The sequence below is a fragment of the Mesorhizobium sp. L-2-11 genome, assembly GCF_016756595.1.
In the GTDB taxonomy this organism is placed as follows: domain Bacteria; phylum Pseudomonadota; class Alphaproteobacteria; order Rhizobiales; family Rhizobiaceae; genus Mesorhizobium.
Genome location: NZ_AP023257.1, coordinates 5,057,839 through 5,083,809, shown reverse-complemented (window position 1 = coordinate 5,083,809; position 25,971 = coordinate 5,057,839). Strand labels below are relative to the sequence as shown.

Genomic DNA, 25,971 nt, shown 5'->3' with positions numbered 1-25,971 from the left:
CGTTTATCGCGGCGATGGCCGTCGCCTTGCTCGACGGCAAGTCCGCCTACGCCGCCGCTTGCTGGGGCGTCGCGGCTTCGGCGATTGCCGTCAGGAAAAAAGGCGCGCAGGAATCCTATCCATCAATGATGGAACTCCGGCAGATGATCGGGTCGGTCGAACTCTGCAACGGACGTGAATTGGTATAGGCTGACGCATTACTGTCAGGTCGGCGCCGAAGACTGCGCCGTTGCGGTCTGTGGCGCAGGTCTCCTGCGCGCGCGGCAAAGCCTGAAGAATGGTTTCGAGCCACCCGCACCAGTATTTTGGCGATAAAACAATTCGTACCTTGTTTTTTCTCACTGCAATTGCCAACCATGGAAAGGGATTGATTCGGAGCTTGTCTATGCGTGGACTGCAAGTGGCCCTGGCTGCGGTGATCTTGGGCATTTCAGTCAGTTCTGGACTCGCCGATGACAATTCTCCGTTTATCTATTTTGCGACCCAAGATCCTTTCGCAGACGGTTTGCCGACCAAGAATGATGTCTATGTCTTTGGCGGCGTCTTTACGCGCGGGGCCTTCGGCGACGCGATCAATGTTTTCGATGCCGACTACACCGACAACTATATAGTCGGAGCTGCATACGGTCGTGATTTCGTCGATATCGGCGCTGGCTTCGTTCTTGGCGGCGTCGCCGGCGCGGCCATAAGATTTGGCGAGGACGATGATACGACTGGCGAACTTTGGGCCGGAGCGCGACTGCGCCACCACGGCCTTGTCGTTGGTGATTTGGCGATTGCGCCCGCACTGACAGCTGGATTCAGCGCCGTTACCGGCCCTACCGAGATCGAGCGCGAACGCGAAATCGTCCACGATGGCGATGCATCATTCCTCGGCTTCGTTGGCGCGGAGCTTTCGTTCAGAGTGAGGCAGGCTCCCAACGTCGAACTCGTCTACCAACTCCACCATAGATCCGGCGCCGATGGCACGTTTGGAGATATCACAGAGGGTTCCAATGCGAACACTCTTGGCATCCGTTATCGCTTCTGACGCTCGGTGCTGTAGCCTCTTTTACAGGCGCCTACGCACCCACCCTGTTGGCTCACGGTGAGGACAGCGACACTCCCGTGAGGCTCGGCACGATGTACCATTGAAATTTCAAGGCGGTGTCGCCCTATAGCGCCGGGTCACCCTCATGCTATATCCTTCAGCGTATCCAGCGGCCCTTTCAATGCAGACCTGGGCTGGATCAACTCTGGCGCAATCAGGAAAGTCTGCGGTGCCGTCGGCGGTTCATCGATCAGCTCGAATGCTTTCGTGATCATCGCCTCAACATTCTGCCGCACCATGATTACCGGGAAGGGCAGGAAGGAGCCGAAGGGGTCATAGTCGTAGCAACCGACGACGAGCTCGCTGAACATCTCCGCCGGCCGGCCCGCCATGAAACGCAGCAGACCTTCCATATTTATCGACGAATTGATGAACAGCGCGCGCGGCAGCTTGCCATGGCGTTGGTAAAACGCCTCGAAGGCACGCAAAGTTATATCAGGCGAATACCCGGACGACTGCACACCGTCTTCAGGGTCGGCGCCCAGCAGTGCCTTCTTGGTCGCATGGAAAGCGGCGATGCGTTCGCGGCTGGCGTGGTCGTTGCGGCCGCCAAACAGAAACAGCTCGTCCGGCCGCAGGGGATCATCATTGCCGAAGCGGCGGATGATTGCTTCCGTCAGCATCCGTGCGCCCTCATAATTGTCGCTGATCACCGAATGCGCCTTCGCTCCCGGCAGGTCGATGTTGATATGCCTCAGCCCCGCCGGTTCGCAGACCTCGTGCACACCATCGGGATCGGTGGCACCGACGATAAAGAGCTGGTCGATTGAATAGGAGATCAGCGTCTCCGCGGTCCGCCGTTCCTCTTCCGGGTCGCGGCTGGCGCTGACCACGACCGGGCATTGGCCGCGGCTGCGCACATGCCCTTCAAACGTCTGCGCCATGGAGGAGAAGTAGCGATTGTCGTGGACGGGCAGCATCAGGCCGACCAGGCCCGATCGCGAGCGTCGCAAGCCTCGCGCCTGCAGATTGGTGGTGTATTGGTGGAGTTCGGCGAGGCCGAGAATTGTTTGCGCCGTAGTTTCCTTGATGCGGCGCTTGCGCCAAGTGCCGTTCAGCACGGCACTCACGGTCGACGGCGAACTGCCTGATAACACCGACAGGTCATAGATCGTCGCCTTCTTCTTGACCCGCTGATCCATCTGGTGTCTCCGGCGCGTCTATTTAGCGCGATATCCCGCTTGACGAGAGCTTCTCGATGCACAATAGTTTCTGCACCATCGATTGTGCAAGCGAAAACCGGTGGATGATCGATGGGGAAGTGCCCCGTCTCTTTCGGGGGAGGTTTCTAATGGCCGCCGTCGTTCGACGGCTCGAGTGTGTTCCCACTGGGAATGTTATGGGAGGAGTACAGATGAAAAAGCTCATGATCGCGGCGCTTGCCGCGACCCTTATGCTTGTTGGATCATTCGCTGTGATGGCACAGCAGGCCGGCAAGGTCGGCGTTGTCGTCAAGATCGGCGGCATTCCGTGGTTCAACGCAATGGAGGCGGGTATCAAGGAGCGCGGCCAAAAACTCGGCGTCGACGCATTCATGGTCGGCCCGACCAGTGCTGATCCAGCACTGCAAGTTCGCGCCATCGAGGATTTGATCGCGCAGGGCGTCAAGGTCATCGGCGTCGTGCCGAATGATGCGAAAGTGCTTGAGCCAGTCCTGCAGAAGGCCAAGGATGCCGGCATCATCGTCATCACGCATGAATCGCCTGGCCAGAAGGGCGCCGACTGGGATTTCGAACTCGCATCCGCGACCGGCTTCGGCGAGGCTCACGCCAAGCTATTGGCGGACAAGATGGGCGGCAAGGGTGAGTATGCAGTCTTCGTCGGCTCGCTGACGGTGCCGCTGCACAATGCCTGGGCCGATGCGGCAATCGAGTATCTGAAGAAGAACCATCCCGACATGAAGCTTGTCGGCGAACGCTATGGCGTCGCCGAGGATGTCGACAAGAGCCGCAGCACTGCGCTTGACTTGATCTCCGCCAATCCAGGTTTGAAGGGCTTCCTCGCATTCGGCAGCCAAGGACCGATCGGCGCTGGCCGCGCAATCGAAGAGCGCCGGAAGGTGGGCGAAATTTTCGTGCTCGGACCATTCTCGCCAGGCCAGGGCCGGAAGCTCATCAAAAGCGACGCGATCTCCGGCGGCTTCATGTGGAATCCGAAGCAGGCGGGCGAGGTTTTCGTCACGTTGGCCGACCACCTCATGAAGGGCAAAGAGATCAAGGATGGCGATACGATCGAAGGGCTTGGGACAGTTAAGCCCGACTTCGAAAACCGTAACATCATCGTCGATCAGCTGGTCCCCATCAACAAGGATACTGTCGACGATCTCGCGGCGATGGGCCTGTAAAGCCTCCCAAGGCTAATGGCAGTCGGGCCCGGCATCGAGCCGGCCCGGCTGCAGGATTGCAAACGCGATTGGATCCAGGTTTCGACTCGATGGCTGATCAGGCACTCGATGGCGCCGCACCACGGCCGCTGCTGTCGCTCCGCAACGTCAACATGACGTTCGGCGGCGTGAAGGCGCTGAAGAATGTCAGCTTTGAGGTGCTGCCGGGCGAGGTGCATTGCCTGGCCGGCGAGAACGGCTCCGGCAAGAGCACGCTGATCAAGGTCATCACGGGCGTGTACAAGCCCGAGGCGGGCGCCGTGATCGACTATGATGGCCAGAGCTACTCCCATATGTCGCCGGTTACGGCGCAAGCCAGCGGAATTCAGGTCATCTGGCAGGACCTCGCCCTGTTTCCCGAGATGACTGTCGCCGAGAATATCGCGTTCCAGACCGTCATCGGCCGCTGGCCGCGGCTGGTGAACTATGCCGAGATGCGCCGTGTCGCGATCAACGCCTTGCAACGTCTTGGTGTTACCTTCGATGTCGATCTGGCACTCCACCACCTTCCCATCGCACAGCGGCAGATCGTAGCAATCGCGCGCGCCCTCGTCGGCGAGGCAAAGCTCGTCTTCATGGACGAGCCGACGGCATCGCTCACCCAATCCGAAACCGACTATCTGCTGGACATTGTTCGCAATCTGTCGGCGTCGGGCGTCGCCGTTGTGTTCGTCAGTCATCGCCTGGCGGAGGTTCTCGAAATCTCCAGCCGCGTCACCGTGCTGCGTGACGGCGCCCTGGTTGGCGTCTATCCAACCAAAGGCCTGACCCAGTCGCGCATTACAGAGTTGATGACGGGCAAGACCTTCGACTATTCCGTCCTGCATCGGGATTTGAGCAGGAGCCCGGTCATGCTTGAGGTCAAGGGACTGTCGCGGCCCGGCGAGTTCGACGACGTGTCCTTGATGGTCCGGCGCGGCGAGACGGTCGGCATCACCGGGTTGCTCGGGGCAGGGCGCACCGAATTGGCGCTGACATTGTTTGGCATGCGCAAGCCGAAATCGGGCTCCGTCGTCCTGGATGGCAAACCCGTTCGCTTCGGTTCCAACCGTGACGCGATCGCCGCCGGCGTCGCCTATCTTTCGGAAGACCGGCTGTCGCTCGGTCTCATTCAGCCCCAGGCAATCGCCGACAACATGGTCATCGCCTCGCTGGACAAGATCCTTTCAGGTGGTTTCATTTCGAGCGATCGCAAGCGATCTCTGGTCAATCGCTGGATAAGGGATCTCGGGGTCAGGATCGGAAAACAGGACGACGCGATCTCGACCCTGTCAGGGGGAAATCAGCAACGTGTCGCCATTGCAAAATGGCTGGCGACCGACCCGAAGCTGCTTATCCTCGACGCACCGACGGTCGGCGTCGATGTCGGCGCGCGCGCCGGCATTTTCGACATCGTTTCCAAGCTTGCGGACAGCGGCCTGGCCATTATCCTGATCTCGGACGAGGTGCCTGAGGTCTATTTCAACGCGGACCGTGTGCTGCACATGGCTCAGGGGCGCATTGTCGGCGAATTTACGCCGGGCGCTACGACCCTCCAGGCGATCGAGGAGGCGGTCTATGCGTAGGTTTGTCCGCTCCCACGCAACGGAACTGGCTTTGCTCGCCGTTATCGCCGTCATCTGCGTCTTCCTTTCGTTCGCAACGGACCGGTTCTTCACCCTCGGCAACGCGTTTGACCTTCTGAACACCAGCTCGGTCAACATCATCTTCGCTGTGGGCCTGCTGGTCGTACTGATCGCCGGCGGCATTGACATCTCCTTCGCGGTTGCTGCCTCCGTTGTGCAATATCTGACCGCGACCGTCCTCGGATGGGTCGGCGGAGGAAATTGGATTGTCGGCTTCATCATCGCTGGCGCACTGGGCGTCGCGTTGGGCTGCATCAACGCCTTCCTGATCCACGGGTTCAGGATCATCTCGATCGTCGCCACGATTTCGACTTTCAACATTTTCTTCGGCTTGCTGATGTTTTTCACAGGCGGCGTGTCGATCTACAACCTGCCAGACTGGCTCACGACCCGCGTCGTGCTGTTCGAGCGAGAGATGGCTGACGGGACCTGGGCGGAGATCACCCTGCCTGTGCTCATTATGGCCATATGCGTGTTCGCTACCTGGGCGTTGATCACGCGCACCACCACTGGCCGCCAACTGTACGCATTCGGCGACAACCCGGAGGGCGCGCGCCGCTTTGGCATCAATATCGGTGCCATGCAATTTATCGCCTTCGGCTGGCTGGGCCTGATGGCGGGTATCGCCGGTCTCGTCCAAGCGCATTACGCGCAGGAAGTTGTGCCGAATGCCCTTTATGGGCGCGAACTCGACGTCCTGGCAGCCGTGGTCCTTGGCGGGGCGCGGCTCGGCGGCGGCAAGGGCAGCGTGCTCGGCTGCATTCTGGGCGTTCTGTTGGTCTCGATCACCCAGAACGGACTAAATTTGATGGGCGTATCGCCTTTCGCGTTCAAGATGATCGTCGGCGCCATCATTCTTGCCGCCATCACCTTGTCGAACACCAGCATCGAACGCCTGCTGCCATTCCTGAAAAGCCGACGGGTGCCTTCATGACGGTGTTGATTGAACGCGTCCGCAACGCGCTCGGCCCCGAACTTGCAGGTCCGTTTGCCGCGTTCGTAGCTGTCATGATCGTGTTCGGTTTTGCCGCACCGAACTTTTTTTCCCGCGCTACCTTTGGATCCGTCGCCTTCCAGCTGCCGGAACTCGGCCTCCTCACACTCGCCATGCTGCTGCCGATCCTGACCGGCGGCCTGAACCTGGCCATCACCTTCACGGCCAACATGGCCGGCCTGACGCTCGCTTGGGTACTGCAAAGCCAGGGAGGCGTCGACGCCGGGGTCGGCGCCTTTATGCTTGGCTCGGTCCTTGCCATCGCGGTCGGCGCACTGAGTGGGCTGATCATGGGGCTCGTCATCGCCTACACCAAGGCTCACCCGATCCTGGTCTCGCTGTCGATGATGATTTTCCTGCGCGGTCTCGGCGAATTCCTGACGCGCGGCGGCGACGTGTCCGGCATTCCCGGCTTCCTGGCGCCGATCGGCTACGGTTCGATAATTGGCATCCCGGTGCCGTTGCTCATCTTCATCGCTTGCGTGCTGATCTGGCACGTTTTGCTGACGCGCATGAAGCTAGGCTTCAACACCTATATGATAGGCTCCAACATCGAGGCCACGCGTTATTCCGGCATCAACACGCGCAAGGTGCAGGTTCTCGTCTACACATTGTCCGGCGCGATGTGCGCGGTCGCCGGCATCATCATGCTGGCGCGCTTCAATTCGGTGCGTGTCGGCCACGGCGAGTCTTACCTGCTGATCACCGTGCTTGCCTGCTTCCTTGGCGGTGTCAATCCGTTCGGCGGCTTCGGTCGGGTGATCCCGGTCTTCGTTGCGCTGGTCGTGCTCCAGCTTCTGTCCTCGGGACTCAATCTGATGGGCGCAAGCCAGCATCTTGCGACGGCAGTCTGGGGCATCCTGATGATCACGGTGATGATCCTGCGCTGGCTTGCCGGGCGCCTCAAATTCCTGACCACAAACAGAGGATGAGTTAGATGCATGGTTTTGGGGTCCACACCTCGATGTGGACGATGAACTGGGACCGGGCCGGCGCGGAGAAGGCGATCGCGGCTTCGGTCAAATACGGGATGGACTTTATCGAGATCGCGCTTCTGAACGCGCCGGCGGTCGATGCCGCGCACACACGCGCCTTGCTCGAAAAGCACAATCTTCCTGCCGTTTGCTCGCTTGGCCTGCCGGAGCGCGCCTGGGCCTCGGTGCGGCCGGATGCGGCCATCGAACATCTCGAAGTGGCGATCGACAAGACCGCCGAGATGGGCGGGCTGGCGCTTTCCGGCGTGATTTTTGGCGGCATCGGCGAACGCACCGGCCTGCCACCGACTGAAAAGGAATACGACAATATCGCCCATGTGCTGACCGTCGCCGCCAGGCACGCCAAGAAGCGCGGCATCGAGCTCGGAATCGAGGCGGTGAACCGCTACGAGAACCATTTGATCAATACCGGCGCGCAGGCCGTCTGGATGGTCGAGAAAGTCGGGGCCGACAACATCTTTGTTCATCTTGACACCTACCACATGAACATCGAGGAGAAGGGGGCCGCCAACGGCATTCTGGCCGCACGCGATCACCTGAAATACATCCACTTGTCCGAGAGCGATCGCGGCACACCAGGCACCGGCAACTGCCCCTGGGACGAGATTTACGCGACGCTGGCCGCGATCGGCTTCAAGGGCGGACTTGCCATGGAAAGCTTCATCAACATGCCGCCGGAAGTCTCCTACGGCCTCTCGGTCTGGCGGCCGGTTGCGAAGGACGAGGCCGAAGTGATGGGCAATGGCTTGCCGTTCCTGCGCAACAAGGCTCGCCAATACGGTCTGATCTGACACGATGGGTGACGGGCAGAAGGCGGACGGCGCGAGGATCGCCGTCTTCGACGTCGGCAAGACCAACATAAAGCTCTCCGCGATGACGCTCGATGGCGTGCTCGTGGAGAGCCTCTCTGTCCACAACGAAGTGCTGCCCGGTCCACCTTGGCGGCACCACGATCTCAAGGGCATTGGCGACTGGCTGTTCGGCTCGCTCGCCACTTTGTGCCGTCATCATCCGTTGGAAAAAGTGGTCGGCACCGGACATGGCTCCGCGGGGGTTCTGGTGAACGCAGATCCCGACGAGACTTGCGCCCTGCCGATGATCGATTATGAGCAGGACCTGCCGCTTGCAATTCGCGATGGCTACGCGCCGCTTTCGGGCGATTTCTTCGATCGCGGCAGCTCGATCATGCTGAAGGCCGCCCACCAGGCGCGCCAGCTGTACTGGATGCAGCAGGTTGATCCGGAGCGCGTCGCTCAGGCTCGGTGGTATCTGGGCTTGCCTCAATATTGGGCCTGGCGGCTGTCAGGCGTGCCATCGGCCGAAACGACGATCCTCTCGGCGCAGTCGCATCTATGGAACAATGTGCGCAAGCAGTGGGCGCCCATTGTGGCGGGGCAGGGGTGGCAGCGCCTCATGCCACCATTTCATCCGGCCTGGGAGACGCTGGGGCCAATCCGGCAGGATCTGGCGCGCCGGCACGGCATACCGGAAGAACTTTCTACTCTGACCGGCGGCCACGACAGCAGCCTGAACCTCTATCGCTATCAGGCGGCAGGCATGCGCGACGTTTGCGTGATCTCTACCGGAACCTGGATTGTCGGAATGTGCGCGGCGACACCTCTCGACCAACTCGATGAAAATCGCGGAATGGTGCTGAACAGCGACGTGGCAGGACGCCCGGTCGGCGGCGTTTTGAGCATGGGCGGACGAGAGTTCAGTCATGTGGCAGGGCAGGGGCAAGAAGGGAATGCAGCCGACGCTGCGCTGGTCAGCTTGTTGATTGAGCGCGGCAGCTTCGCGTTGCCGTCGTTCGGCGACGATGACGGCCTGTTTCCCGGCAGCGCTGGGCGCGGCCGGTTTGAGGGGCCGCCTGCAGAAACCCCTGCTGGGCGCAAGGCGCTCGCGGTGCTTTATGCCGCGCTGCTGACGGTGGAATGTATCGATGCGCTGAACGAAGACGGGCTGGTTGCATTGGATGGCACCTTCCTGCGAGACCCGCTCTACGCCACGCTGGTTGCCGCGCTGCGGCCAAACGCCGAAACGGTCTACAACCTCGACTCCTATGGCACCGCTTCGGGTGCGGCGCTACTTGGCGAACACGACACTCGTGACACGCCGGCTCCGATCGCGCTCAGCCTGCCGACTGCCTTTGCCGGCGATCGTGAGGCGCTCGCAGCCTATGCACAGCGGTGGCGCGAACTGGCGAAGCGAAACAACTTGCAACAGGGCAAGACCAGCAAAAGGAAAATTCGATGACTGATGACAGCGCTCTGCGCCGCGAGATGGTGGATGTTTGCCGCCGGATGAACTCGAGCGGTATCAACCAGGGCAATGCCGGCAATTTGTCGGTGCGCTGCCGCGACGGTTTCCTGATCACGCCCTCGTCGCTGCCCTACGAAACGATGACGCCCGAAGATATCGTCGAGATGGGTTTTGACGGCACCTATGTCGGCCGACGGCCCTCCTCGGAGTGGCGCTTCCACCGTGACATTTTGAGGGAGCGGCAGGAGATCGATGTCGTGCTGCATTGCCACTCGCTATACGCCACGACGCTGGCCTGCCATCACAAGACGATCCCGAGCTTCCACTATATGACGGGAGTGGCGGGCGGTACGACCATCCGCTGCGCAGACTACGCAACCTTTGGCACGCAGGCCTTGTCCGACAATGCCTTGGTTGCACTCAAGGATCGCCTCGCCTGCCTGCTCGGCCAGCACGGCCAGATTTCGCTCGGCAAGACCATGGAAGCGGCGTTGTGGCTGGCGAATGAGGTCGAAACCCTTTCGCGCATGTATGTCCAGGCGCTTAGCCTTGGCGAGCCGCCGGTCCTTTCCGACGAGGAGATGGCGCGGGTGATCGAGCAGATGAAGAAGATGAGCTATGGCCAAGCGCCGGATCCGGAGGGAACGAACGATTTGGCAAGGCCGCGCGATGCTGCGGTCTAGCGCTGCTCCGGCAGATTTTAGTGAAGAGGTCTGTTTCGCGCTGGGTGGCAGGTGAAGACTGAGTTGTCCTCCCTACGGCAAACGGTAAATCAAATCGTTCAGCAAAAGCAGTGACGCGCCGGCGAACACAGCCGCAACCGCGTCGTCCAGCATGATGCCGAGCCCACCCCTTACCTTCTTATGCACGACACCGATGGGCCAAGGCTTGACGACGTCGAAAAACCGGAAAGCAAGGAAACCTGCTGCCCACCAGACCGGGTCTGGCGGCAGCATGGAAAGCGTTGCGGCGGTGCCGAAGGTCTCGTCAATGACGACGATCTGCGGATCCTCCGTCCTGGTATGGGAGACGACATGCGACGACGCCAATACTCCCACGGCGAATAAGGCCATATAGGCGAGCACGATCAGCCAAGGCGATGCAGGTATCAGGACCGCGGCAACAGCCACTCCGACGCCCGCGCCGGCCGTCCCCGGCCATACCGGAGATAATCCCGCGCCGGCAGAGGTCGCGAGCAGGTAAGCAAGCTTGGGCAGAAATTTACGCATGGCGTTTCGAACGGCTTCTCCGTGAATTGCGAATATGCGTTGTATCAGTCTTTCCGGTTACTTCCGCTAATGCAGGTCGCGCAAGAGCATGTCCCCGGGCCCTGACCCAAGGCCCAACCCGGGGGTGCGCAGCGGTTTTGCGACAACGACGTGCATAAAAACAAGAGCTTGAAGCGCCTCGTATGAATCCATTCAGCCGCGACGCGCGTTAGACCGCCAGTCGATTTGCGCCAGCGGACACAATGGGCATTGCGCTGACCACCTCGGACGCTGCCGACGGGCTGGAACGAACCCACAATTTGCCGGTTAAACTTCGCGGAACGACATCATCAGAGGAGCCAAGTCATCATGATCGCCGGTCTCATGAAACGTCGTATCGACCCGCTATGGGAGCACGCCGCCGCTCCGCTGATCGGGATCGGCATGACCCCGAACCAGGTTACGTCAGGCGGGCTGGTGCTCGTCGCCCTGTCGTGCGCCGCCTACGTGTACCACCAGTCAAGCCTTGCCTTTGGCCTTTGCCTGGCGTTTGCCTTCACCTTCGACGCGCTCGACGGGGCGGTTGCTCGCCGCAGACATATGAGCACCAAGGCGGGTGGCTATTTCGACGCCATGGCCGATCGTTATCAGGAACTTGCCGTGTTTGCGGCAATAGGCTGGGTCGCCGACCTGTGGGCGATCGCAATGATCGCGTTCGCCGGCGGACTCCTCACCAGCTACGCCAAGGCGCGGACGGCGATCGGTAAGCGCGTAGGCGTCCCCACGTAGCGTGCAGGCGGTTGATCGCTCATTTTCAGCATGAATCATGCGGAGAATCCTATGAGCGACAGTATGAGCCATCATCGAACATTCGAGATTTTGACGGCGGAGCCTGTGCCGTCCCGACGCAAGCCGCGCCATCGGTCGGACGAAGAGAAGGCACGGCTTGTCGCCGAAGCGTTCTCGCCAGGGGGCAATGTCTCGGCGGTTGCGCGTTCCGAGGGGCTGGACCCCTCGCAGCTCTATGCGTGGCGCCGCAAGGCGCTTTCGTCGGGCATGGTTGCGCCACTGACGGAGGGAGCGAGCAAGCCGGCGAAGTTCACGCGCTTTGAAGCGGTGGGCAGCGACACGGTGGAAATCGTCATTGGCGACGCAGTGGTGCGCGCCGGCGGCGATGTCGATCCCGATCGCCTGGCGAGGATCATCCGCGCGGTTCGTAAGGCATGATCGCTTCCGGTGTGGTGGTTTACGTGTCGTGCCAGCCGGTCGACTTCCGCAAGGGCGCGGCATCTTTGATGGCGCTGGTCAGGGATGGCGGCCTGGACCCATTCTCGGGGGCACTTCACGTATTCCGTTCGAAGCGTGCGGACCGGGTTCGCATCGTGTGGTGGGACGGCAGCGGGGTTTGTCTTTATTCGAAGACTCTGGAAGATCACAGCTTCTGCTGGCCGGGGATATCGGCCGCGCGCATGCGTCTCGACCACGCCCAGTTGATGGCGCTTCTGGCCGGACTGGACTGGAAAAAGATTCGTCCGGCCAGGGTCAGGCGGCCGTTATCGACGGGCTGAAACCGGCCTGCGGCAAGATGAATCATGCGGCTGGAACGGTTGGGAAAGCGGCTGTTTTTGTGCTCTGTTGCTTGCCATGGTTCTACCGGGTCTTGCCCTTCCCGACGACGTTGATGCGCTGAAGGCGATGATCCTTTCCATGGCTCGCGAGCAGGCTGCAAGCGAGGCCCGGATCGCAGTCGCCGACGCTCGGATCGCAGCATCTGAGGCGGAGGTCGCCCGGCTGAAAGCTGTCGAGAAAAGCGCCAGCGAGCGGATCGCCAATCTCACGTCAATCCTGAAAGTTTTACAGCGCACGCAACATGGCACGCGTTCCGAGCGGCTACGCCTGGCCATCGACGACGAGCAGGCCTCCTTTGCCTTCGAAGAGGTCGAGACCGGCCTTTCGGAAATCCGGAGCGAACTCGACCGCGCGGTCGGGAACAAGCCGAAGCGCGCCCCGCGTCCGCGCAAGGGCTTTGCTGCCCACCTCGAACGCATCGAGGAGGTCGTCGAGCCGGAAATCCCGGCCGACTGCGAGGGGCTTGAAAAGGTTCTGATCGGCGAGGATCGATCCGAGCGGCTGGACGTCGTGCCGCCGAAGTTCCAGGTCATCGTCACGCGCCGTCCCAAATACGCCTTCCGGGGCCGTGACGGCGTGGTCCAGGCTCTGGCGCCGGCGCACATCATCGAAAGCGGGCTGCCGACGGAGCGGCTGCTCGCCTATATCGCCGTCTCCAAATACGCCGACGGCCTCCCGCTTTATCGGCAGGAGGCGATCTATCTGCGCGACGGCGTCGAGATCAGCCGGTCGTTGATGGCGCAGTGGATGGGGCATCTGGGCTTCGAGCTGCAGATGCTTGCTGATTACATACTGGAGCGCATCAAGGAGGGCGAAAGGGTCTTCGCCGACGAGACGACCTTGCCCACCCTTGCCCCTGGTTCCGGGAAAACCACGAAAGCCTGGTTGTGGGCCTACGCACGGGATGACCGACCCTATGGCGGAACCAGTCCGCCAATGGTTGCCTATCGTTTTGAAGACAGCAGAGGTGCGGATTGCGTGGCGCGCCACCTCGCCGGATTCAGCGGTATCCTGCAAGTGGATGGCTACTCGGCCTATACCAACCTGGTCAAGGCACGGGCCAAAGCCGGCAGCAATGAAACAATCCGGCTCGCCGGGTGCTGGGCTCACCTGCGGCGCAAATTCTACGACCTGCACATCAGCGGGGTCTCGCAGGCCGCGACGGATTCGATCATCGCCATGACCGAATTGTGGAAGGTCGAGGACGAGGTCCGCGGCAAGGATGCCGGAAGCCGCGCCGCGCTACGTCAGGAAAAGTCCGTGGCCATTGTCGCGAGCCTCTTCGATCTATGGGAAGCGGAACTGGGCAAGGTCTCCGGAAAATCCAAGACCGCCGAGGCGATCCGCTACGCGCTCACCCGGCGGGAGGCGCTGGAACGCTTTCTGATGGACGGTCGCATCGAAATCGACTCCAATATCGTCGAGCGTGCAATCAGGCCCCAGACGATCACGCGAAAGAATAGTCTATTCGCCGGCAGCCACGGCGGTGGACGAACCTGGGCGACGGTAGCCACCTTGCTGCAAACCTGCAAAATGAACAGCGTCGATCCGCTCGACTGGCTCTCGCAGACCTTGACCCGCATCGCTCAAGGCTGGCCGGCATCCGAAATCGAAATGCTCATGCCTTGGAACTTTAGGCCTGACGTTATCGGCTGACCGCTTACGGCGATCGAAATCCCCATAGAAAACCACGCGTGGCCGGATTTCTTCGAACGGATGGAACGCCTGGTATTCATTTGCGTGCTGTTGGTCGCCGACGGGTTGGCGACCGTCATGGGCACCGCTTCGCCCTGGATTCTGACGGGCGGGTTCGCACTATACGCACTGCTGGTAAACGCCACAGCGCTGCAACGGATCAATCGCGCATTTGCGATGCTCAAACGAGCGGACGCGAAGCAGCCGTGAGACGGCGAAATCCCATAAGGATGAGGCGGCCCGGCGCTCCCTGCGTGCCGGATGTCCGTGCTCTTGTTAGACCGTTTCGAGCCGGCTGAACCGAACCGGGATGATTTTGCGGGTCTTCAGTTGTCCTGCCGAACCCTTGTCGATGACCGTCAGCAACTGCCCTTGTTCAGGGCCCACAGGCATAACCAGGCGGCCCCCCGGCCTGAGTTGCTCAAGCAAAGCCGGCGGCGCCCGCCCCGCCGCGACGCTGACCAGGATCTTGTCGAATGGGGCGTGCTCGGGCCAGCCGCGAGACCCGTCCCCGACACGAATGCTGACATTGGATAGACCGAGGTCCTGGAGCAGAGCCTCGGCATGGCTTGCGAATTCCTCGATGATTTCGACGCTCCAAACGTGCCCGGCGAGTTCCGCGAGGATTGCGGTTTGATAGCCCAGGCCGGTGCCGATCTCGAGCACCGCCTCGTGCGGTTGGAGGGCAAGGAGATCGGTCATGAGCGCGACGATGAACGGCTGCGAGACGGTTTTGTCGAAGCCGATCGGCAGTGGCATGTCCTGGTAGGCATAAGGCGCGACCGAGCTTGGCACGAACAGATGGCGCGGCACCCGCTGCATCGCTGCCATCACCCGTTTATCGAGCGCCGCCTTGCCAAGCTCTTCGCTTGCAAGGTCGGTATGGATCGCAATCATCTCGACCATGTGCCTGCGTAGCACTGCGAGATGCTCTTCCTTCATTGGCTTCATGACCGTCGGGCTTTCTTCAACCAGGCTTGCTGCCAGTTAGGCTTATATCCTGTTCGTCACAGCAACGCCCGCCATCGTTTCCAGTTGCGGATAGCCACGGCGACCGGAGGTAATTTTTGGCGTTGCGTCTGGTAGATATCGGCGGCGGCCGTGGATATCCGGTGCCATGTCGCCAAAACGCTATGTCCTAGATCGCGGTGATCGAACGATGAGCCGCTGAATTGCCTGCATGCGTGGGCAGTCAGCGATTGTTGTCGGCACGACTCGTGGATCACAGGTTGGGTGAAGATCATGTCCGAGGTTTGAGCCTGGTTCCACCTACCATCTCCCTGCCCTCGTGCGGGAACCACGCGTTTGACCTCTGCCTTGCCGCTCGGCCGTCGTGGTTGAATCCTTCATCGGCTAAAGTAGTGAATTCTGATGGAACTACCGGCCCTGATGTGCCATTTTACCACGTCGCGAGAGAAGACGAAGGCAAATGAGCCAGCACAATGCCACTGTGATAGGCGTGGTGGTGCCCATGTTCAATGCCGAGAGAACCATTCTCCCGACGCTGACCAGCATCTGCCAGCAGAGCCACCAGGCGCTGGACATTGTCGTAGTGGATGATGGGTCGACGGACCGGTCCGCGTCAATCGTGGCCGCCTATGCCGAGCAGGACCGGCGTATACGCCTTCTCAGGCAGCCGAACGCCGGTGTTGCGCACGCGCGCAACACCGGCGCCGCTGCCACAGATGCGGAGTTTCTAGCGTTCGTGGATGCGGATGATCTTTGGGCTCCGTCCAAAATCGCGCTGCAACTGCGCGTCCTGCAGGAAGGAGGCTCGTCAGCTGGCCTGGCATATTGCTGGTTTGCGGAGATCGACGAGGACGGCCGGATATTTTCATTCCAGCAGCCCGATGCCGATGGTCGCGTGCTGCAACGCATGTGCAGAAACAACTTTGTCGGTAACGGAAGTTCGATGCTTGTACGTCGCTCCGCATTCGAGCGGGCGGGACAGTTTGATCCTTCCCTGAGGGCAAGGAACGCACAAGGCTGCGAAGATCTTCTAATGTGCCTCAGAATAGCGGAGAATTACGAGTTTCGTGTCGTGCCCCAACATCTAGTGGGTTACCGGAGGACGATCGGCAACATGTCGAGCGATGTCATGCAGATGTTTCGTTCGTATGAAATTGTCCTGGCCGAGTTTCGCGAGAAATATCCGCAATTTGGGAGCGATCTCAATGCCCATCTGCTTGACACGACCAATCGGCTTGCCGTGAGAGCTTTGATTCAAGGGCGGCTTTCCGCAGCCTGGTACCTGTCGAAGAAGCTCTTTGCCCTGGAGCCGCGCACCGCCATTTCACGTCTGCCTCACACGGTCGACGTCTGCTGCCGGGGGCTGGTTCCTCGCTGGATCAAGGTTCGAGTGAAACGGATGCGAAACGCCGAGTCACGGCCTCTTTATGGAAAGATTTATCTGGAGAGGTGAGGGCGTCGCTGTTCGGGCGAGCTGTTGAAGCGAGATGCCTGATCCCAGACTTTGGCGGCGCACTCGGCAATCACGTCACTGCCCGAAACCTGAGCGGCCACCAGAACGATCCTGCGCCGGACCATATTTCCACAGGACATGGGCAACTACGCGCCGCCTCTATACAATACCTTAATTGTTTAGTTCGCGACCGCCGCTCCTGGTGGGGTCTCCAGCGTAATTGTGATGGTGTCACCCGGAGCAAGCAGAGTATCTTCAGTCGCCTCGGTCGTTGCTGCCCGTCCGTCAGTGGAGCGGGTTACACCGATCGTAATTCGGTCCCCTTCGCCTACAAGGTCGCTGCGCATCTGCATCACGTAGGCGATTTGTTTGGTCAAAGAATCCATCTCAGCGCGCAATTGCGTCATCGCTGCGCGTTCAGTCTGCAAATTAGCCATCAGGTCAATTCGACCCCGGTCGATAAGCTTATCAAGACTGCGCTGCAAATCTCCTTGGTCGCGTTCAAGTCGAGCGATTTCGGCGTTGGTTTCCAAAGCGCGGGTCGCCGACAAGAACACTGCGCGTTGAGCATTGTTGACGCTGGTGATCTGGACCAGACCTTTTTCGAAGAGCTTCTTGAGGCGATCAAGTTCCGCCGCATCTGCGGCTGCGCCCGCTTGATCCGCCTTCTGCTGCTCCTTCAGGTAGCCCATTCGTTCCGCCGCCTTGGTTCTGGCCAACTCAATCGAAGCGCGCTCCTTCTCCTGATCCGCATAGACAGCTTCAAGATGCTCCCCCTCCTGCTGCAAAGCTTCGTCGCGACGAGGTTCGAGGCTCGGGTCACGTTCTGCGTTCGGAAGCTCAATCGCTCTGGCGCCGCTCAGCTGCGCCTCTATGCGAGCAGCTTTGATTTCGCTTTCCTGGTACTTGATGCGCAGAATGTGGAGGCGGCCGCCAAGGTCCGCTGCTGTCATTTCAGGGTTTTCAAGCTCACCGCGACCGAGCTGATAGCCGCCGCCAGCCGCCACAGCTTGTCGGACAGTCATGCCTGGTCTGAAGGCCTGAGTCCCAGGAGAGGCAATGTCCCCGTCAATATAGACGGGTCGGTATTCCTCAATATCAACTACAATCTGATCCGGATAAAAACCAGTCCAAGTCTCAGTGCCGTCCGTGGATCGTTGCGGAAGGGATTTTGGTTTTAGGACCTCAACTACCTCCTTGCGAACATCCTCTATTGTCTTCCCGAGAACGTTTAATGGGCCCAGCACCGGCAACACAATTACACCGCTTTGGTCGATCACAGCTCGCTTCTGCATCTCGGGATAGCCTATGACAGCGAAGCCGATCACGTCGCCAGTCTGCAGACGGTACTGGCCGACATTGTGCTCCTCAGCTAGGGCAACGCCATTCGACAGATTCGCATATGCGAACAACAAAAACATGCATGCGAGCGCAGCGCAGCTGCCTGCCCGCATCCAGCGCACCGATCTATTCAACATTCGCGATCACCCCGCAATGCTTGAGCATGACATCGACGCAGACCTTTCTCACAACGCCATTGCATTGAGGCGAATTTACGCTCTGAACAACGGCAACAAGGCAGACGATGTTCTGAGATCGCCCCACTCTGATCATCATTCGGCTGGAAGAATATCCGGCGGCCACCGCGATCGTTCGAGATGCTGCTCGTCAATCTGATGCAGTCGTGGAGCTGTAAACGCTATGGCTGACGTCACCATCGTGTCGCCGACCGGAAGCGACACCGCTGGCCAGCGAGCAGCCCATTTTGCTCAACTTGGCACACACACCTCGACTCAACCTCTGCCAAATCCCGATTGCATGTCATGGCCAATCCGCGTGGCAAATCTCTCTTGGCCGCCGAACGGGAGTTGGTGGCGCCTGGAAGCAAGCGTCCCGGCCCAGGTTGGGGCATCTTTATTCGCACCTGCTAATATATTGGTCGCTCTGACGCGTTCCGATATGTTATGATGGTTAACGCGCTGAGGCTTGGATAGCCGAGAAGCGCGTCACACCAGCGGCTGCGAGTGGGACGGCGATGTCCTTTTTGCTTTTTTTGCGAGGCCTTATCATAGTACTGTCGGCGTTTGCCATCAGTATATATTTGCTCACCGACTCCCTCTGGGCCACATTTGTCCAAACGTTAATTTGTGGGATCTTGATACAGATTGGGTACTTTGTTGCTGTCATGCTGCTGGTGTGGCGCTCGATCCCCAAGGAACCGGCGACTCCGAAGTCACACATCGCGCGATAAGTCCGGAGCAACTGCCGAGCCACTTAATAAGTCAGGCGGGCCAGTCTCCGCCTTTACAGGCTCTGGCTGCTAAGCAGGACGATGAGCAAGATGACACCCCACACCACGAAACAAAATGTGACTGCAACCTGTCTCATTCGGGCAGCGGAAAGGCTTTCCGCGCGGCGCCAAATGCGCGCAGCGCACTTGCGGTGATCGTTATCGCGCGTCTGTGATCGACGAGCCATCCCTGTTTCCCGCAGGACAGGCTCAACCTGAGCCCGGAATCTCTTGCCCAGATATTTTGCCATTTGGCGATACGACTCAATTTATTCCTTCAATTGGAGCTTACGACATGCAGCGGAATTGCGGCAGTCGGAGCATGGGCCGCGTGAGGTTTCGTTTATGGCATCGAGGTTAGGAGTTGCGCCTTTGGCGACGAGCGGGCTGATGCCCGCCCCGAGCGGCATGCCCTGGGCTCCGCGGGCCTCGATATTGAATTGCAGACATTTATTCAGGTAATGTGATAAGGTCTTTGTTACTACCAATGCGCTGCCAGTCTCATCGCACGGGTTTGAAGGCGTATGCTCCGCGAAGTTGAAAAGCACCCGGATTCTGCCTTCACATTCGGCGATCCTCAGTGGGGAACGATTGATCTCGAAACACTCGTGGCGGCAGCGCAACGGCAGTTGAGGTTCGTCCTTACATGCGCGCTCGCAGGACTTGTGCTGGGGCTGGTGTATCTTTGGGCCGAGGTGCCCTTGTATGAGTCGACCGCCAGAATCCTGATCGACAAGAACCAGCCATCCGTCGTGACGAAGTTGACAGAGAGCGGAAGCTCCGCACAGCTTGACCCGATGATGCTGAGTCAGGTCGAATTGTTGCGTTCCGACCGCATCGGGCTAAAGGTCGTTGACAGCCTCGGTCTTGCTACCGATCGCTCTTTCTTGTCAGCGCCATATTCATTGCTCGACAGTCTCACAGGATGGGTCGCTCGGTGGCCATTCATCGGCAGTTCCGAAGCAAGCGGAGCGCCGGTGAAATCGAGCGCCGCGCAAGGATCCGATTCTCGATGGCAGGCATTTGGCATTCTGGCTGAGAATATAACGGTTGAACGTGTAGGGGATTCTTACATTCTGCAAGTCCAGTTTCGGTCGCCTAGCGCCGAAATGGCGCAAAAAATAGCCAGTAAATATGCAGAAATCTATATCTCTGACCAAGTCGGAGCCAAAGACGAGTCGATTATCCGAGCTCGCAGCGCACTGGCGGAAGAACTCGAGACAGTGCGGAAGCGATCGGTCGATGCCGAGCTCGCAATCCACAGGTTCCGAACAGACAATACGCTGACCAAGGAAACGCTGGTTACTTTGCGCCAGCTCGAACTTGAGGCGTCCTCTCTCAAGTCGCAATATGAACAGGTCCTGCAGCAGTACCAAGCGAGCCTGCAGAACCTTTCGATGGCGTTGACGGAGGCGCGGACTATCTCGGAGGCAGCAACGCCCAGCAGCCCGAGTTCTCCGAATAGCAGTCTTACATTGGCGTTCTGCGTCGTGCTCGCCGGCATGATTGGCGCCGGTGTGGGCGGAATTCGGGAGTACCGGGAGCGCTTTTTCCGCACGACGGCTCAAGTGCGCGATGAACTCGGACTTCAGACGCTCGGAATGATCCCTTTGCTGGACGGGAAGCCAATTCGCCGAGACAAGCACGATCGTGCGGCCGGAGAGCCGTCATTCATCGAGGTGGGGAACAGCGCTTTCAGCTGGGTGGAGCAACATCCGCGCTCGGAATTCGCTGAAGCGATGCGAACTGTGAAAGTCGCTGCTGACGTCGAGTTGCCGAGGAAGAGCACCAAGGTGCTCGGCATTGTTTCTTGCCTCCCGGGAGAAGGGAAGTCTCTGGTCGCTGCTAATTTGGCGATCGTTCTTGCTATGCAGCGTTGTAAGACGTTGTTGATCGATGCCGATATCCACAATCCGGGCTTGTCCCCTATGTTAGCCAACGGCTGGGAACGAGGCCTGGCCAACTTGTTGGCTGGAGAATTCAATGCGAGAGACTTGCTGGCCCATCAGTCATTGCCATTGAGGTTCCTGCCCGGCGTGAACCAGAGCCAACAAAAGCTCGCAAACACCGTGCAGCCTATCGAGAAAATGGGCGACTTTCTGCTCAAGGTAGGCCCTATGTTCAATTATGTCGTCGTTGATTTGCCCCCGTTGGCTCCAGTCGCGGACGTGAGGTCCTTTGTCCAGCACCTCGACGGCCTTGTTCTGGTTGTTGAATGGGGTGTGACCGCTCGTACATTCGTGCGCGAAATTCTCAACAACAATCCGATCCTGGCGGATAAATGCATCGGCGTTCTGCTCAACAAGGTCGATTTCAAGAGAATCAAGCGGTATCAAAAGTTCGGCAGTGCCGAATTTTACAGTGAACGTTATAGTCAGTATTACCAGACCTAGTTCTGGAGCAGGCATTGTTTTGTCTTGAGCAGATGGCCCAAGGAGGGGCTTTGACGAAAAAGCTCCGTCCGGGCCTATCCGCGCAAGACGCAGGAGATGGTGTTCGTCGGCAAGGACCGGCGATACATCGTCGCTTCTCGGCCCGCCTACAGTATCCCCTCATATCGGCTAAAGGCGAGGCGGGCGGCGTTGGGAGTTCTTGACCCATGATATCTCAGCCTCCGCACGGCATCATCCTGATGACGTACGAATATCGTCCATTTCCTGGTGGCATCGGAACATACGCCGGACGGTTGGTCGACATCGTTCGTGCTGGTGGCCACGCTGCGACCGTCATAGCGCCTGCCTATCCTGACCTTCCTGCCGTTCCCCAGGAGCCGGATACCCATCGCATTCTGCGGCATCATCAAATTTCCCCATTCGGGGCGCTGCGGGCGCTTTCTATTCTGCGCAACGTTCCCAAGGACAGGTTGTTTTTGGCCGCCGACATACGCAGTGTACTTTTGACATTTGTGCTACGACCGTTCCATCGCAGAGGGTATCGAGCGATGATTCATGGCAGCGAAGTCAGCAAATTCAGGACCGATTCCATCCTTTTTCGGTTTGTACGCCGCGCCTACGAAGAAGCAGAGGTCGTTTTCGCCAACTCACATGCGACGCTGCGGATCTTTTCCGAAAGTTTTGGAATGCCCCGGAAGGGTGTCGTCACGTATCTCGGCGTGGATCCCATGTGGTTTCAGCCAATCCATGGGAATTTTGAACACCCGCAACTTGCAGCTGTACCACAAGCTGCAAGCGTCATTTGCGCAGTCGGACGTATCGAGCCTCGGAAGGGTCAGTTGGAAACTGTCCGGGCTATCGCGAGCGCGCGCGATGAATACGGATTAGACAATCCGATCTTTGTGATGGCTGGACGGGCCGAAGATCAGGCCTATGCCTCAAAGATATTGGATGAAGCGGCACGAGCTCGTGTTCCAGTGATCGCTACCGGTAGGCTGTCCGACGACGACTTGAAGCGCTTATACCGCCGTGCGGCGTGCCACACATTGTTCGCACGAGAGCTACAGGGAAAGATCGAGGGCTTCGGGCTAGTGTTGGTTGAGGCCGGTGCGCAAGGATGTCCTTCGATAGCGACGGCCGTCGGCGGCATACCCGAGGTCATGGGCTCCACTGGTGTGCTGGTGCCCCCGGAGGACGTGAACGCGATGGCCCGCGCGATAGCAACCTATGTGGCCAATGCAGAACTGCGTGAGCGCGACGGTGCTCTTGCCAAATCACGGGCACGCACCTTCGACTGGGCAACCTGTGCAGGCGCGACGTTTCCGGAGCTGAAATGGGGCTGAGCCCGAGGCCAAAGTAGCTGCTCAGCTTTTCCGGAGTCGGGAACACCGCCGAGCGCGCTCTGCGCGATATCGCTCTGGGGCGAAAGGCATGGCTCTTCGCTGGATCGCAGCGCGGAGAGAAGCCATTGAAGCCGATGGTTTCCATTTTCTAATGTCTGAACCGGGCGCCGAAGACGCCGTCTGTTGCAGCCGGGCCAAGGGCGACAGACTTGCCGATGACGGCCTCGCAGAGGCGTATGGAACGGCCGAGGACAGAGCTGCTGACCGCGGGGGGACGAGATCGCCGTTCCCGGTACTTAGCGTTGAGCGCCCCGATATTCGTCGACAATGCTGCTTAATGAGATACTGGTTCCGGTGAGCCTTCCCAGGAAATAGGCTCCATTGCTGCCGTCAATTTTGTGATCCTCTCTGATCATGCGGTCCATGAGCGCGGCCAGCGCGAAGGGAAGACTAAAGACGTCACCAAGCCACCGGCTCCGGGTGAGGCCACGTACGAAATATTTCGCCGCCCAGTAGAGTGACAAGCCGGGTCCACCGAGCGCTCCGCGACTGATCGTCTCGAATTTCCGGAACAGCCAGCGATGTCCGACCTCAGTGAAGCGCGTAAAATCATAAGCGCCCTCATGTACTTGCTGCATGAACGGTGTCTCGGCGTAGACGAGACCACCGGGCTTGAGCACGCGGGATATTTCTGAAACGACCTGTTCCGGATTAATAACATGCTCGAGGACCGCCTGAATGCAGACGCCGTCCACCGAGCCAGTGGCAAGCGGAATTTGATGGGCGTCCGCGATGAAATGCGTGTGTGCGGATGGGTAGATGTCGAACGCAATTTGTCGAACGGCCTCGGTTTCATAAAGGCCGTCGGTCCCCGCGCCCTTGGTCCCGGCGCCGATCATGAGCACGAGGGGGCACTCAATGCCGTACGCGAGAACGTGATCGCGAAAGCTGACAACGTTTTGCGCGCTGAGATTTGCAGTTCCGAAGAGCCAACCCTTCGTGATCCTCAGCCAGTTTGGTCGCCTCTTTATGGGTGAGATGCCACTTGCCGTCAGCACATCGGGACGCACGAGACTGCAAGAGAAATCGATCAGTGCGGGCTGACCATGCACCACCGGATAATCGGTCGTTCGCGCATCGGAGAACTCTGATTTCGCCTCCGTTATGGTCCTGCCGTCGCGGCACAGAATAATCGCTACGGAAGGATTCCCGGGCTGCCGCATGAGATGCTCGAACTCTCGCCATTCCGCCAGCATCTTTAAGAGCCGTCAGCAACGTGTTTGCGCAAGGCGCGGTAGAACAACAGCTTGGCTGCACGGCGCACATGCGGATCCATGCCCCTCGGCAGGGCGCAAAGAAAAAAGTAAACGTACAACCGCCATGATAATGGATCGTGCCGCATCGCGCGAATGAGCAAGCGCGCTCCGCGTTTCTTTTCGCCTTGAGCCACGCAATCATTGCCCGCCTTTGTGTACAAACGCGCATTGCGCCGACGCGCGAGGTGCGTAAGTTCCGGCCGTCGCATGGCCCATTCTCGCGTGAGGCGTTCGGCTACCGGCAGAAGCGCGTCGAGTCTGCGGGTTATGTTCGAGCCATGGCGACGCTTGTAGACAAGTGCTTCGGCCACATGTTGAAATGTCCAACGCTCGGCTGCGCGCAAACAAAACTCTGTATCCTCTCCAGCCCTGAATGCCTCGTTGAACAACCCGATATCTTCGACCATCTCCCGCCGCATAACCATACTGGAAGGAATAATAGGCCCATCAAGCAGAAAATATTTCGGCAGAGTATCGCATTGGTCCGCGCGATAGCGGCGCACGGCGACGTGTAGAGCATCGGACAGATCCGGAGCGGAAAAATCGACAAAATCACCATAGACAAGACCTGCCTTGCAGCCATTGCCCAAGACGGCTAATTGACGCTCAAGCTTGTCCTCGGCCCAGAAGTCATCGCCGTCGAGAATTGCAATAAAATCGCCGGCAGCATGTCTGATGGCAAGATTCCTCGCCGATGAAAGCCCGATACCCGCCGTCGTCAGGACATGTACGCGCGGCTCCCTGCGACCCAGCGATGCAATCACCTCCGACGATCCGTCCTTCGAGCCATCATTGACAATGATGATCTCTTTGATGTGGCTCGACGCGGTCTGATTGATCACGCTTTCCACTGCCTGCGCGATGAAGCGTTCTTCATTGTGGCATGTCATGATAACCGAAACACTCATCTCGTGTTTCCTGGCACGGGGCTCGCGAGAAATCGAGGATGTCTCATGCTCCTGGCGTGGCTCCTCCGCATCCTGAGCAATGATAGGCAAAGCCCGTGCCGCGTCAATTCAGGCAGGAGCGAGACAAGACTCAGCGTAACGAAAGCTCGTGTGCCGGAGGCTTCTGTTCCAACGTAAAGGGCGCAAGGAACAAGGAGCACGAGGGGCAGAAGCCGTGCCTGGGCCGCTCCGATCAATCCGTGAGAAAGCGCCCAGCCTAGAGTACGGCTTAAGCGAAACCATGCAGCAATCCATATGAGAAGATAGAGGCTGAGCCCAATGATGCCGTTCTCGGTGAGGATACGTTGAAACTCGCCATGTATCCCAAGCCGCAACTCGTCAGGAAGTCCGCTGAAATCCGTATCGATGATATTCTTGAATTGGTTCGTACCCACGCCCATCAGTGGATGTTCGGAGATGAGTTGTTTGGACAGAGTGAAAGCAAACGCGCGCTGGACATTGCTCGGGGTATCTCCAGGGGCATATTTCCCCGTCGCGGCCAGATATTCGTATTGCCCCATGCTCAGCGGATCGAGGATGGTCTGCAATTGCTTTTCGACATAGTCGTTGTCGACCATGGCCGACAGCACGAAAAGACCCGCGAAGCCGGCGGCGATCGCCGGAACTACCGCAGCGAGCCGCCCGCGCACCAGAAGCGCAGCGGTCAGAAAGAGATAGATCAAAAACGCCTTGCGTTCCCCAGATAGCACGAGCAGGGGAAGTATCCCCGCCCACACAAACCAAAGGATGCGCCGCTTGCCCCGGTTGACGAAGAGGAGGAGCCCTGCGAGCGCAATTGGAAGGAAGGTGAACGCGAGCCTCGGATCGACCAGGTGCTTCCAACCGACCAAGTAGCCATGGGCGACATGCCAGGTGATCGTATAGGCGAGGATCAGCGCCATGCCGAAAAGCAAGATGTTGGCGGCCTTGTGCGTGTCGACCCGGCTGGCCTCCTGTGCCAAGGCGAACGCAAAGGCGCCCACAGCGGACGTCTGCAACAGCTCGCGCAGGCCATTCTCTGCGTCCACGCTGAAGGCCGAGACCATGTGCCAGCCCAAGAAGGGCAGGAGCAGTAGAAAACCGGCTGAAAAAGCCAACCTTCGCCAACGCCCTGTCCCCAGGCCAATCAAGAGCATGAGCAATGCGATCAGCTCGAACGGACGCAGCAGTACAAGACCCGTCTCGAGCCTGATTGGCAGGAAGAGGCTCAGTACCGCGAATGTGAGAAGATAACGCATCACAGCTCTCTCGCTGGGCGCGATCTTCTTTAGCATGTTCTCTTCCCCGGAAACAGAACTTATTGGATGTATCAATGCCAGCCCGCGGAGAAACACTTCACCGTGCTCGAGCCGACGGCCTCATCGTTCCGCCCGCTGTGG

General features: G+C 59.3%; 25 protein-coding genes and 1 pseudogene. 19 read left to right on the top strand and 7 right to left on the bottom strand.

Translation table 11 applies throughout. The annotated features are described in order from the left end of the window. The first annotated feature begins 14 nt into the window (after positions 1–14). Positions 15–188, top strand: a complete 174-nt coding sequence (locus JG739_RS36420) for a hypothetical protein (protein WP_244749546.1) — start codon at positions 15–17, stop codon at positions 186–188. 89 nt (positions 189–277) lie between these two features. Next, a complete protein-coding gene (locus tag JG739_RS24350; RefSeq protein ID WP_202363738.1) occupies positions 278–1,030 on the top strand; it encodes a hypothetical protein in 753 nt (250 codons plus the stop codon). Positions 1,031–1,173: 143 nt separating this feature from the next. Here JG739_RS24350 and JG739_RS24345 read toward each other — a convergent pair whose 3' ends face one another. Continuing rightward, positions 1,174–2,232, bottom strand: coding sequence for a LacI family DNA-binding transcriptional regulator (locus tag JG739_RS24345; protein WP_202363737.1), 1,059 nt, complete (start codon positions 2,230–2,232; stop codon positions 1,174–1,176). Between the two features lie 212 nt (positions 2,233–2,444). Here JG739_RS24345 and JG739_RS24340 point away from each other — a divergent pair, with 212 nt between their 5' ends. The 7 genes from JG739_RS24340 (at position 2,445) to JG739_RS24310 (ending at position 10,032) form a co-directional block, all read left to right on the top strand. Beyond that, positions 2,445–3,434 carry an autoinducer 2 ABC transporter substrate-binding protein gene (locus JG739_RS24340; protein ID WP_202363736.1) on the top strand — a complete coding sequence of 330 codons (990 nt, stop codon included), beginning with the start codon at positions 2,445–2,447 and terminating at the stop codon, positions 3,432–3,434. An 89-nt stretch (positions 3,435–3,523) separates the two neighbouring features. Further along, positions 3,524–5,038, top strand: a complete 1,515-nt coding sequence (locus JG739_RS24335) for a sugar ABC transporter ATP-binding protein (protein WP_202363735.1) — start codon at positions 3,524–3,526, stop codon at positions 5,036–5,038. After that, a complete protein-coding gene (locus JG739_RS24330) occupies positions 5,031–6,032 on the top strand; it encodes an ABC transporter permease (RefSeq protein WP_202367615.1) in 1,002 nt (333 codons plus the stop codon). Before JG739_RS24335 ends, JG739_RS24330 begins: the two co-directional genes overlap by 8 nt. After that, positions 6,029–7,024 carry an ABC transporter permease gene (locus tag JG739_RS24325; protein WP_202363734.1) on the top strand — a complete coding sequence of 332 codons (996 nt, stop codon included), beginning with the start codon at positions 6,029–6,031 and terminating at the stop codon, positions 7,022–7,024. The genes JG739_RS24330 and JG739_RS24325 overlap by 4 nt, the downstream gene beginning before the upstream one ends. Positions 7,025–7,029: 5 nt before the next feature. Further along, on the top strand, positions 7,030–7,878 hold the full coding sequence (locus tag JG739_RS24320; RefSeq protein WP_202363733.1) for a sugar phosphate isomerase/epimerase family protein: 849 nt from the start codon (positions 7,030–7,032) through the stop codon (positions 7,876–7,878). A 4-nt stretch (positions 7,879–7,882) separates the two neighbouring features. Continuing rightward, entirely contained in the window at positions 7,883–9,343 is a 1,461-nt protein-coding gene (locus tag JG739_RS24315; RefSeq protein ID WP_202363732.1) for an FGGY family carbohydrate kinase, read from the top strand. Then, positions 9,340–10,032: a class II aldolase/adducin family protein gene (locus JG739_RS24310; RefSeq protein WP_202363731.1), complete on the top strand. Its 693-nt coding sequence runs from the start codon at positions 9,340–9,342 to the stop codon at positions 10,030–10,032. The genes JG739_RS24315 and JG739_RS24310 overlap by 4 nt, the downstream gene beginning before the upstream one ends. A 72-nt stretch (positions 10,033–10,104) precedes the next feature. On the opposite strand, the gene JG739_RS24305 is transcribed toward JG739_RS24310, so the two are convergent. Further along, a complete protein-coding gene (locus JG739_RS24305) occupies positions 10,105–10,578 on the bottom strand; it encodes a phosphatidylglycerophosphatase A family protein (RefSeq protein ID WP_202363730.1) in 474 nt (157 codons plus the stop codon). Between the two features lie 348 nt (positions 10,579–10,926). Between JG739_RS24305 and JG739_RS24300 the strand changes: the two genes are divergently transcribed. From JG739_RS24300 to JG739_RS24280, 5 genes are all read left to right on the top strand, one after another. Next, positions 10,927–11,346 (top strand): CDP-alcohol phosphatidyltransferase family protein, encoded by a 420-nt coding sequence (locus JG739_RS24300; protein ID WP_202363729.1) that lies wholly within the window; start codon positions 10,927–10,929, stop codon positions 11,344–11,346. Between the two features lie 51 nt (positions 11,347–11,397). After that, positions 11,398–11,784 carry a transposase gene (locus tag JG739_RS24295; protein WP_183445375.1) on the top strand — a complete coding sequence of 129 codons (387 nt, stop codon included), beginning with the start codon at positions 11,398–11,400 and terminating at the stop codon, positions 11,782–11,784. Beyond that, entirely contained in the window at positions 11,781–12,125 is a 345-nt protein-coding gene (gene tnpB, locus JG739_RS24290) for an IS66 family insertion sequence element accessory protein TnpB (RefSeq protein WP_183445374.1), read from the top strand. The genes JG739_RS24295 and tnpB overlap by 4 nt, the downstream gene beginning before the upstream one ends. Before the next feature lie 76 nt (positions 12,126–12,201). Next, complete coding sequence (gene tnpC, locus JG739_RS24285; protein WP_183445373.1) at positions 12,202–13,842, top strand: IS66 family transposase; 1,641 nt, start codon at positions 12,202–12,204, stop codon at positions 13,840–13,842. 60 nt (positions 13,843–13,902) lie between these two features. Next, positions 13,903–14,091 (top strand): hypothetical protein, encoded by a 189-nt coding sequence (locus tag JG739_RS24280; RefSeq protein WP_202363728.1) that lies wholly within the window; start codon positions 13,903–13,905, stop codon positions 14,089–14,091. A 66-nt stretch (positions 14,092–14,157) separates the two neighbouring features. Here JG739_RS24280 and JG739_RS24275 read toward each other — a convergent pair whose 3' ends face one another. Further along, the gene (locus JG739_RS24275; RefSeq protein WP_202363727.1) at positions 14,158–14,832 is read right to left on the bottom strand and encodes a protein-L-isoaspartate(D-aspartate) O-methyltransferase; all 675 of its coding nucleotides are present in this window, start codon (positions 14,830–14,832) and stop codon (positions 14,158–14,160) included. Positions 14,833–15,310: 478 nt separating this feature from the next. On the opposite strand from JG739_RS24275, the gene JG739_RS24270 reads away from it, so the two are divergent. Continuing rightward, positions 15,311–16,303 (top strand): glycosyltransferase family 2 protein, encoded by a 993-nt coding sequence (locus JG739_RS24270; RefSeq protein ID WP_202363726.1) that lies wholly within the window; start codon positions 15,311–15,313, stop codon positions 16,301–16,303. Between the two features lie 179 nt (positions 16,304–16,482). Here the strand turns inward: JG739_RS24270 and JG739_RS24265 are convergent, their stop codons facing one another. Further along, entirely contained in the window at positions 16,483–17,781 is a 1,299-nt protein-coding gene (locus JG739_RS24265; RefSeq protein WP_202363725.1) for a polysaccharide biosynthesis/export family protein, read from the bottom strand. Positions 17,782–18,338: 557 nt separating this feature from the next. Between JG739_RS24265 and JG739_RS24260 the strand changes: the two genes are divergently transcribed. The 4 genes and pseudogenes from JG739_RS24260 to JG739_RS24245 all read left to right on the top strand — a co-directional run. After that, positions 18,339–18,554 carry an exopolysaccharide production repressor protein gene (locus tag JG739_RS24260; RefSeq protein ID WP_202363724.1) on the top strand — a complete coding sequence of 72 codons (216 nt, stop codon included), beginning with the start codon at positions 18,339–18,341 and terminating at the stop codon, positions 18,552–18,554. 563 nt (positions 18,555–19,117) lie between these two features. Further along, positions 19,118–20,986: a Wzz/FepE/Etk N-terminal domain-containing protein gene (locus tag JG739_RS24255; RefSeq protein WP_202363723.1), complete on the top strand. Its 1,869-nt coding sequence runs from the start codon at positions 19,118–19,120 to the stop codon at positions 20,984–20,986. Between the two features lie 206 nt (positions 20,987–21,192). Beyond that, positions 21,193–22,329: a glycosyltransferase family 4 protein gene (locus tag JG739_RS24250; protein ID WP_202363722.1), complete on the top strand. Its 1,137-nt coding sequence runs from the start codon at positions 21,193–21,195 to the stop codon at positions 22,327–22,329. A gap of 41 nt (positions 22,330–22,370) precedes the next feature. Beyond that, a pseudogene (locus tag JG739_RS24245) lies at positions 22,371–22,475 on the top strand (IS66 family transposase); the annotation flags it as partial. A 150-nt stretch (positions 22,476–22,625) separates the two neighbouring features. Here the strand turns inward: JG739_RS24245 and JG739_RS24240 are convergent. The 3 genes from JG739_RS24240 to JG739_RS24230 are packed head-to-tail and all read right to left on the bottom strand — an operon-like array spanning position 22,626 to position 25,866. Further along, positions 22,626–23,585: a class I SAM-dependent methyltransferase gene (locus tag JG739_RS24240; protein WP_202363721.1), complete on the bottom strand. Its 960-nt coding sequence runs from the start codon at positions 23,583–23,585 to the stop codon at positions 22,626–22,628. A 2-nt stretch (positions 23,586–23,587) separates the two neighbouring features. Next, on the bottom strand, positions 23,588–24,553 hold the full coding sequence (locus JG739_RS24235; RefSeq protein WP_202363720.1) for a glycosyltransferase family 2 protein: 966 nt from the start codon (positions 24,551–24,553) through the stop codon (positions 23,588–23,590). Continuing rightward, positions 24,550–25,866, bottom strand: a complete 1,317-nt coding sequence (locus JG739_RS24230) for an O-antigen ligase family protein (protein WP_202363719.1) — start codon at positions 25,864–25,866, stop codon at positions 24,550–24,552. The genes JG739_RS24235 and JG739_RS24230 overlap by 4 nt, the downstream gene beginning before the upstream one ends. Positions 25,867–25,971 lie beyond the last annotated feature (105 nt).

Bases quoted from the DNA above. Each gene is read 5' to 3' on its own strand.
- JG739_RS24335 (WP_202363735.1), top strand. From the start codon at position 3,524: ATGGCTGATCAGGCACTCGATGGCGCCGCACCACGGCCGCTGCTGTCG.
- JG739_RS24320 (WP_202363733.1), top strand. From the start codon at position 7,030: ATGCATGGTTTTGGGGTCCACACCTCGATGTGGACGATGAACTGGGAC.
- JG739_RS24305 (WP_202363730.1), bottom strand. From the start codon at position 10,578: ATGCGTAAATTTCTGCCCAAGCTTGCTTACCTGCTCGCGACCTCTGCC.
- JG739_RS24235 (WP_202363720.1), bottom strand. From the start codon at position 24,553: ATGAGTGTTTCGGTTATCATGACATGCCACAATGAAGAACGCTTCATC.
- JG739_RS24300 (WP_202363729.1), top strand. From the start codon at position 10,927: ATGATCGCCGGTCTCATGAAACGTCGTATCGACCCGCTATGGGAGCAC.
- JG739_RS24260 (WP_202363724.1), top strand. From the start codon at position 18,339: ATGTCCTTTTTGCTTTTTTTGCGAGGCCTTATCATAGTACTGTCGGCG.
- JG739_RS24315 (WP_202363732.1), top strand. From the start codon at position 7,883: ATGGGTGACGGGCAGAAGGCGGACGGCGCGAGGATCGCCGTCTTCGAC.
- JG739_RS24230 (WP_202363719.1), bottom strand. From the start codon at position 25,866: ATGCTAAAGAAGATCGCGCCCAGCGAGAGAGCTGTGATGCGTTATCTT.
- JG739_RS24295 (WP_183445375.1), top strand. From the start codon at position 11,398: ATGAGCGACAGTATGAGCCATCATCGAACATTCGAGATTTTGACGGCG.
- JG739_RS24325 (WP_202363734.1), top strand. From the start codon at position 6,029: ATGACGGTGTTGATTGAACGCGTCCGCAACGCGCTCGGCCCCGAACTT.
- JG739_RS24280 (WP_202363728.1), top strand. From the start codon at position 13,903: ATGGAACGCCTGGTATTCATTTGCGTGCTGTTGGTCGCCGACGGGTTG.
- JG739_RS36420 (WP_244749546.1), top strand. From the start codon at position 15: ATGGCCGTCGCCTTGCTCGACGGCAAGTCCGCCTACGCCGCCGCTTGC.
- JG739_RS24330 (WP_202367615.1), top strand. From the start codon at position 5,031: ATGCGTAGGTTTGTCCGCTCCCACGCAACGGAACTGGCTTTGCTCGCC.
- JG739_RS24275 (WP_202363727.1), bottom strand. From the start codon at position 14,832: ATGAAGCCAATGAAGGAAGAGCATCTCGCAGTGCTACGCAGGCACATG.
- tnpB (WP_183445374.1), top strand. From the start codon at position 11,781: ATGATCGCTTCCGGTGTGGTGGTTTACGTGTCGTGCCAGCCGGTCGAC.
- JG739_RS24345 (WP_202363737.1), bottom strand. From the start codon at position 2,232: ATGGATCAGCGGGTCAAGAAGAAGGCGACGATCTATGACCTGTCGGTG.
- JG739_RS24240 (WP_202363721.1), bottom strand. From the start codon at position 23,585: ATGCTGGCGGAATGGCGAGAGTTCGAGCATCTCATGCGGCAGCCCGGG.
- JG739_RS24270 (WP_202363726.1), top strand. From the start codon at position 15,311: ATGAGCCAGCACAATGCCACTGTGATAGGCGTGGTGGTGCCCATGTTC.
- JG739_RS24310 (WP_202363731.1), top strand. From the start codon at position 9,340: ATGACTGATGACAGCGCTCTGCGCCGCGAGATGGTGGATGTTTGCCGC.
- JG739_RS24250 (WP_202363722.1), top strand. From the start codon at position 21,193: ATGATATCTCAGCCTCCGCACGGCATCATCCTGATGACGTACGAATAT.
- tnpC (WP_183445373.1), top strand. From the start codon at position 12,202: ATGGTTCTACCGGGTCTTGCCCTTCCCGACGACGTTGATGCGCTGAAG.
- JG739_RS24265 (WP_202363725.1), bottom strand. From the start codon at position 17,781: ATGTTGAATAGATCGGTGCGCTGGATGCGGGCAGGCAGCTGCGCTGCG.
- JG739_RS24340 (WP_202363736.1), top strand. From the start codon at position 2,445: ATGAAAAAGCTCATGATCGCGGCGCTTGCCGCGACCCTTATGCTTGTT.
- JG739_RS24350 (WP_202363738.1), top strand. From the start codon at position 278: ATGGTTTCGAGCCACCCGCACCAGTATTTTGGCGATAAAACAATTCGT.
- JG739_RS24255 (WP_202363723.1), top strand. From the start codon at position 19,118: ATGCTCCGCGAAGTTGAAAAGCACCCGGATTCTGCCTTCACATTCGGC.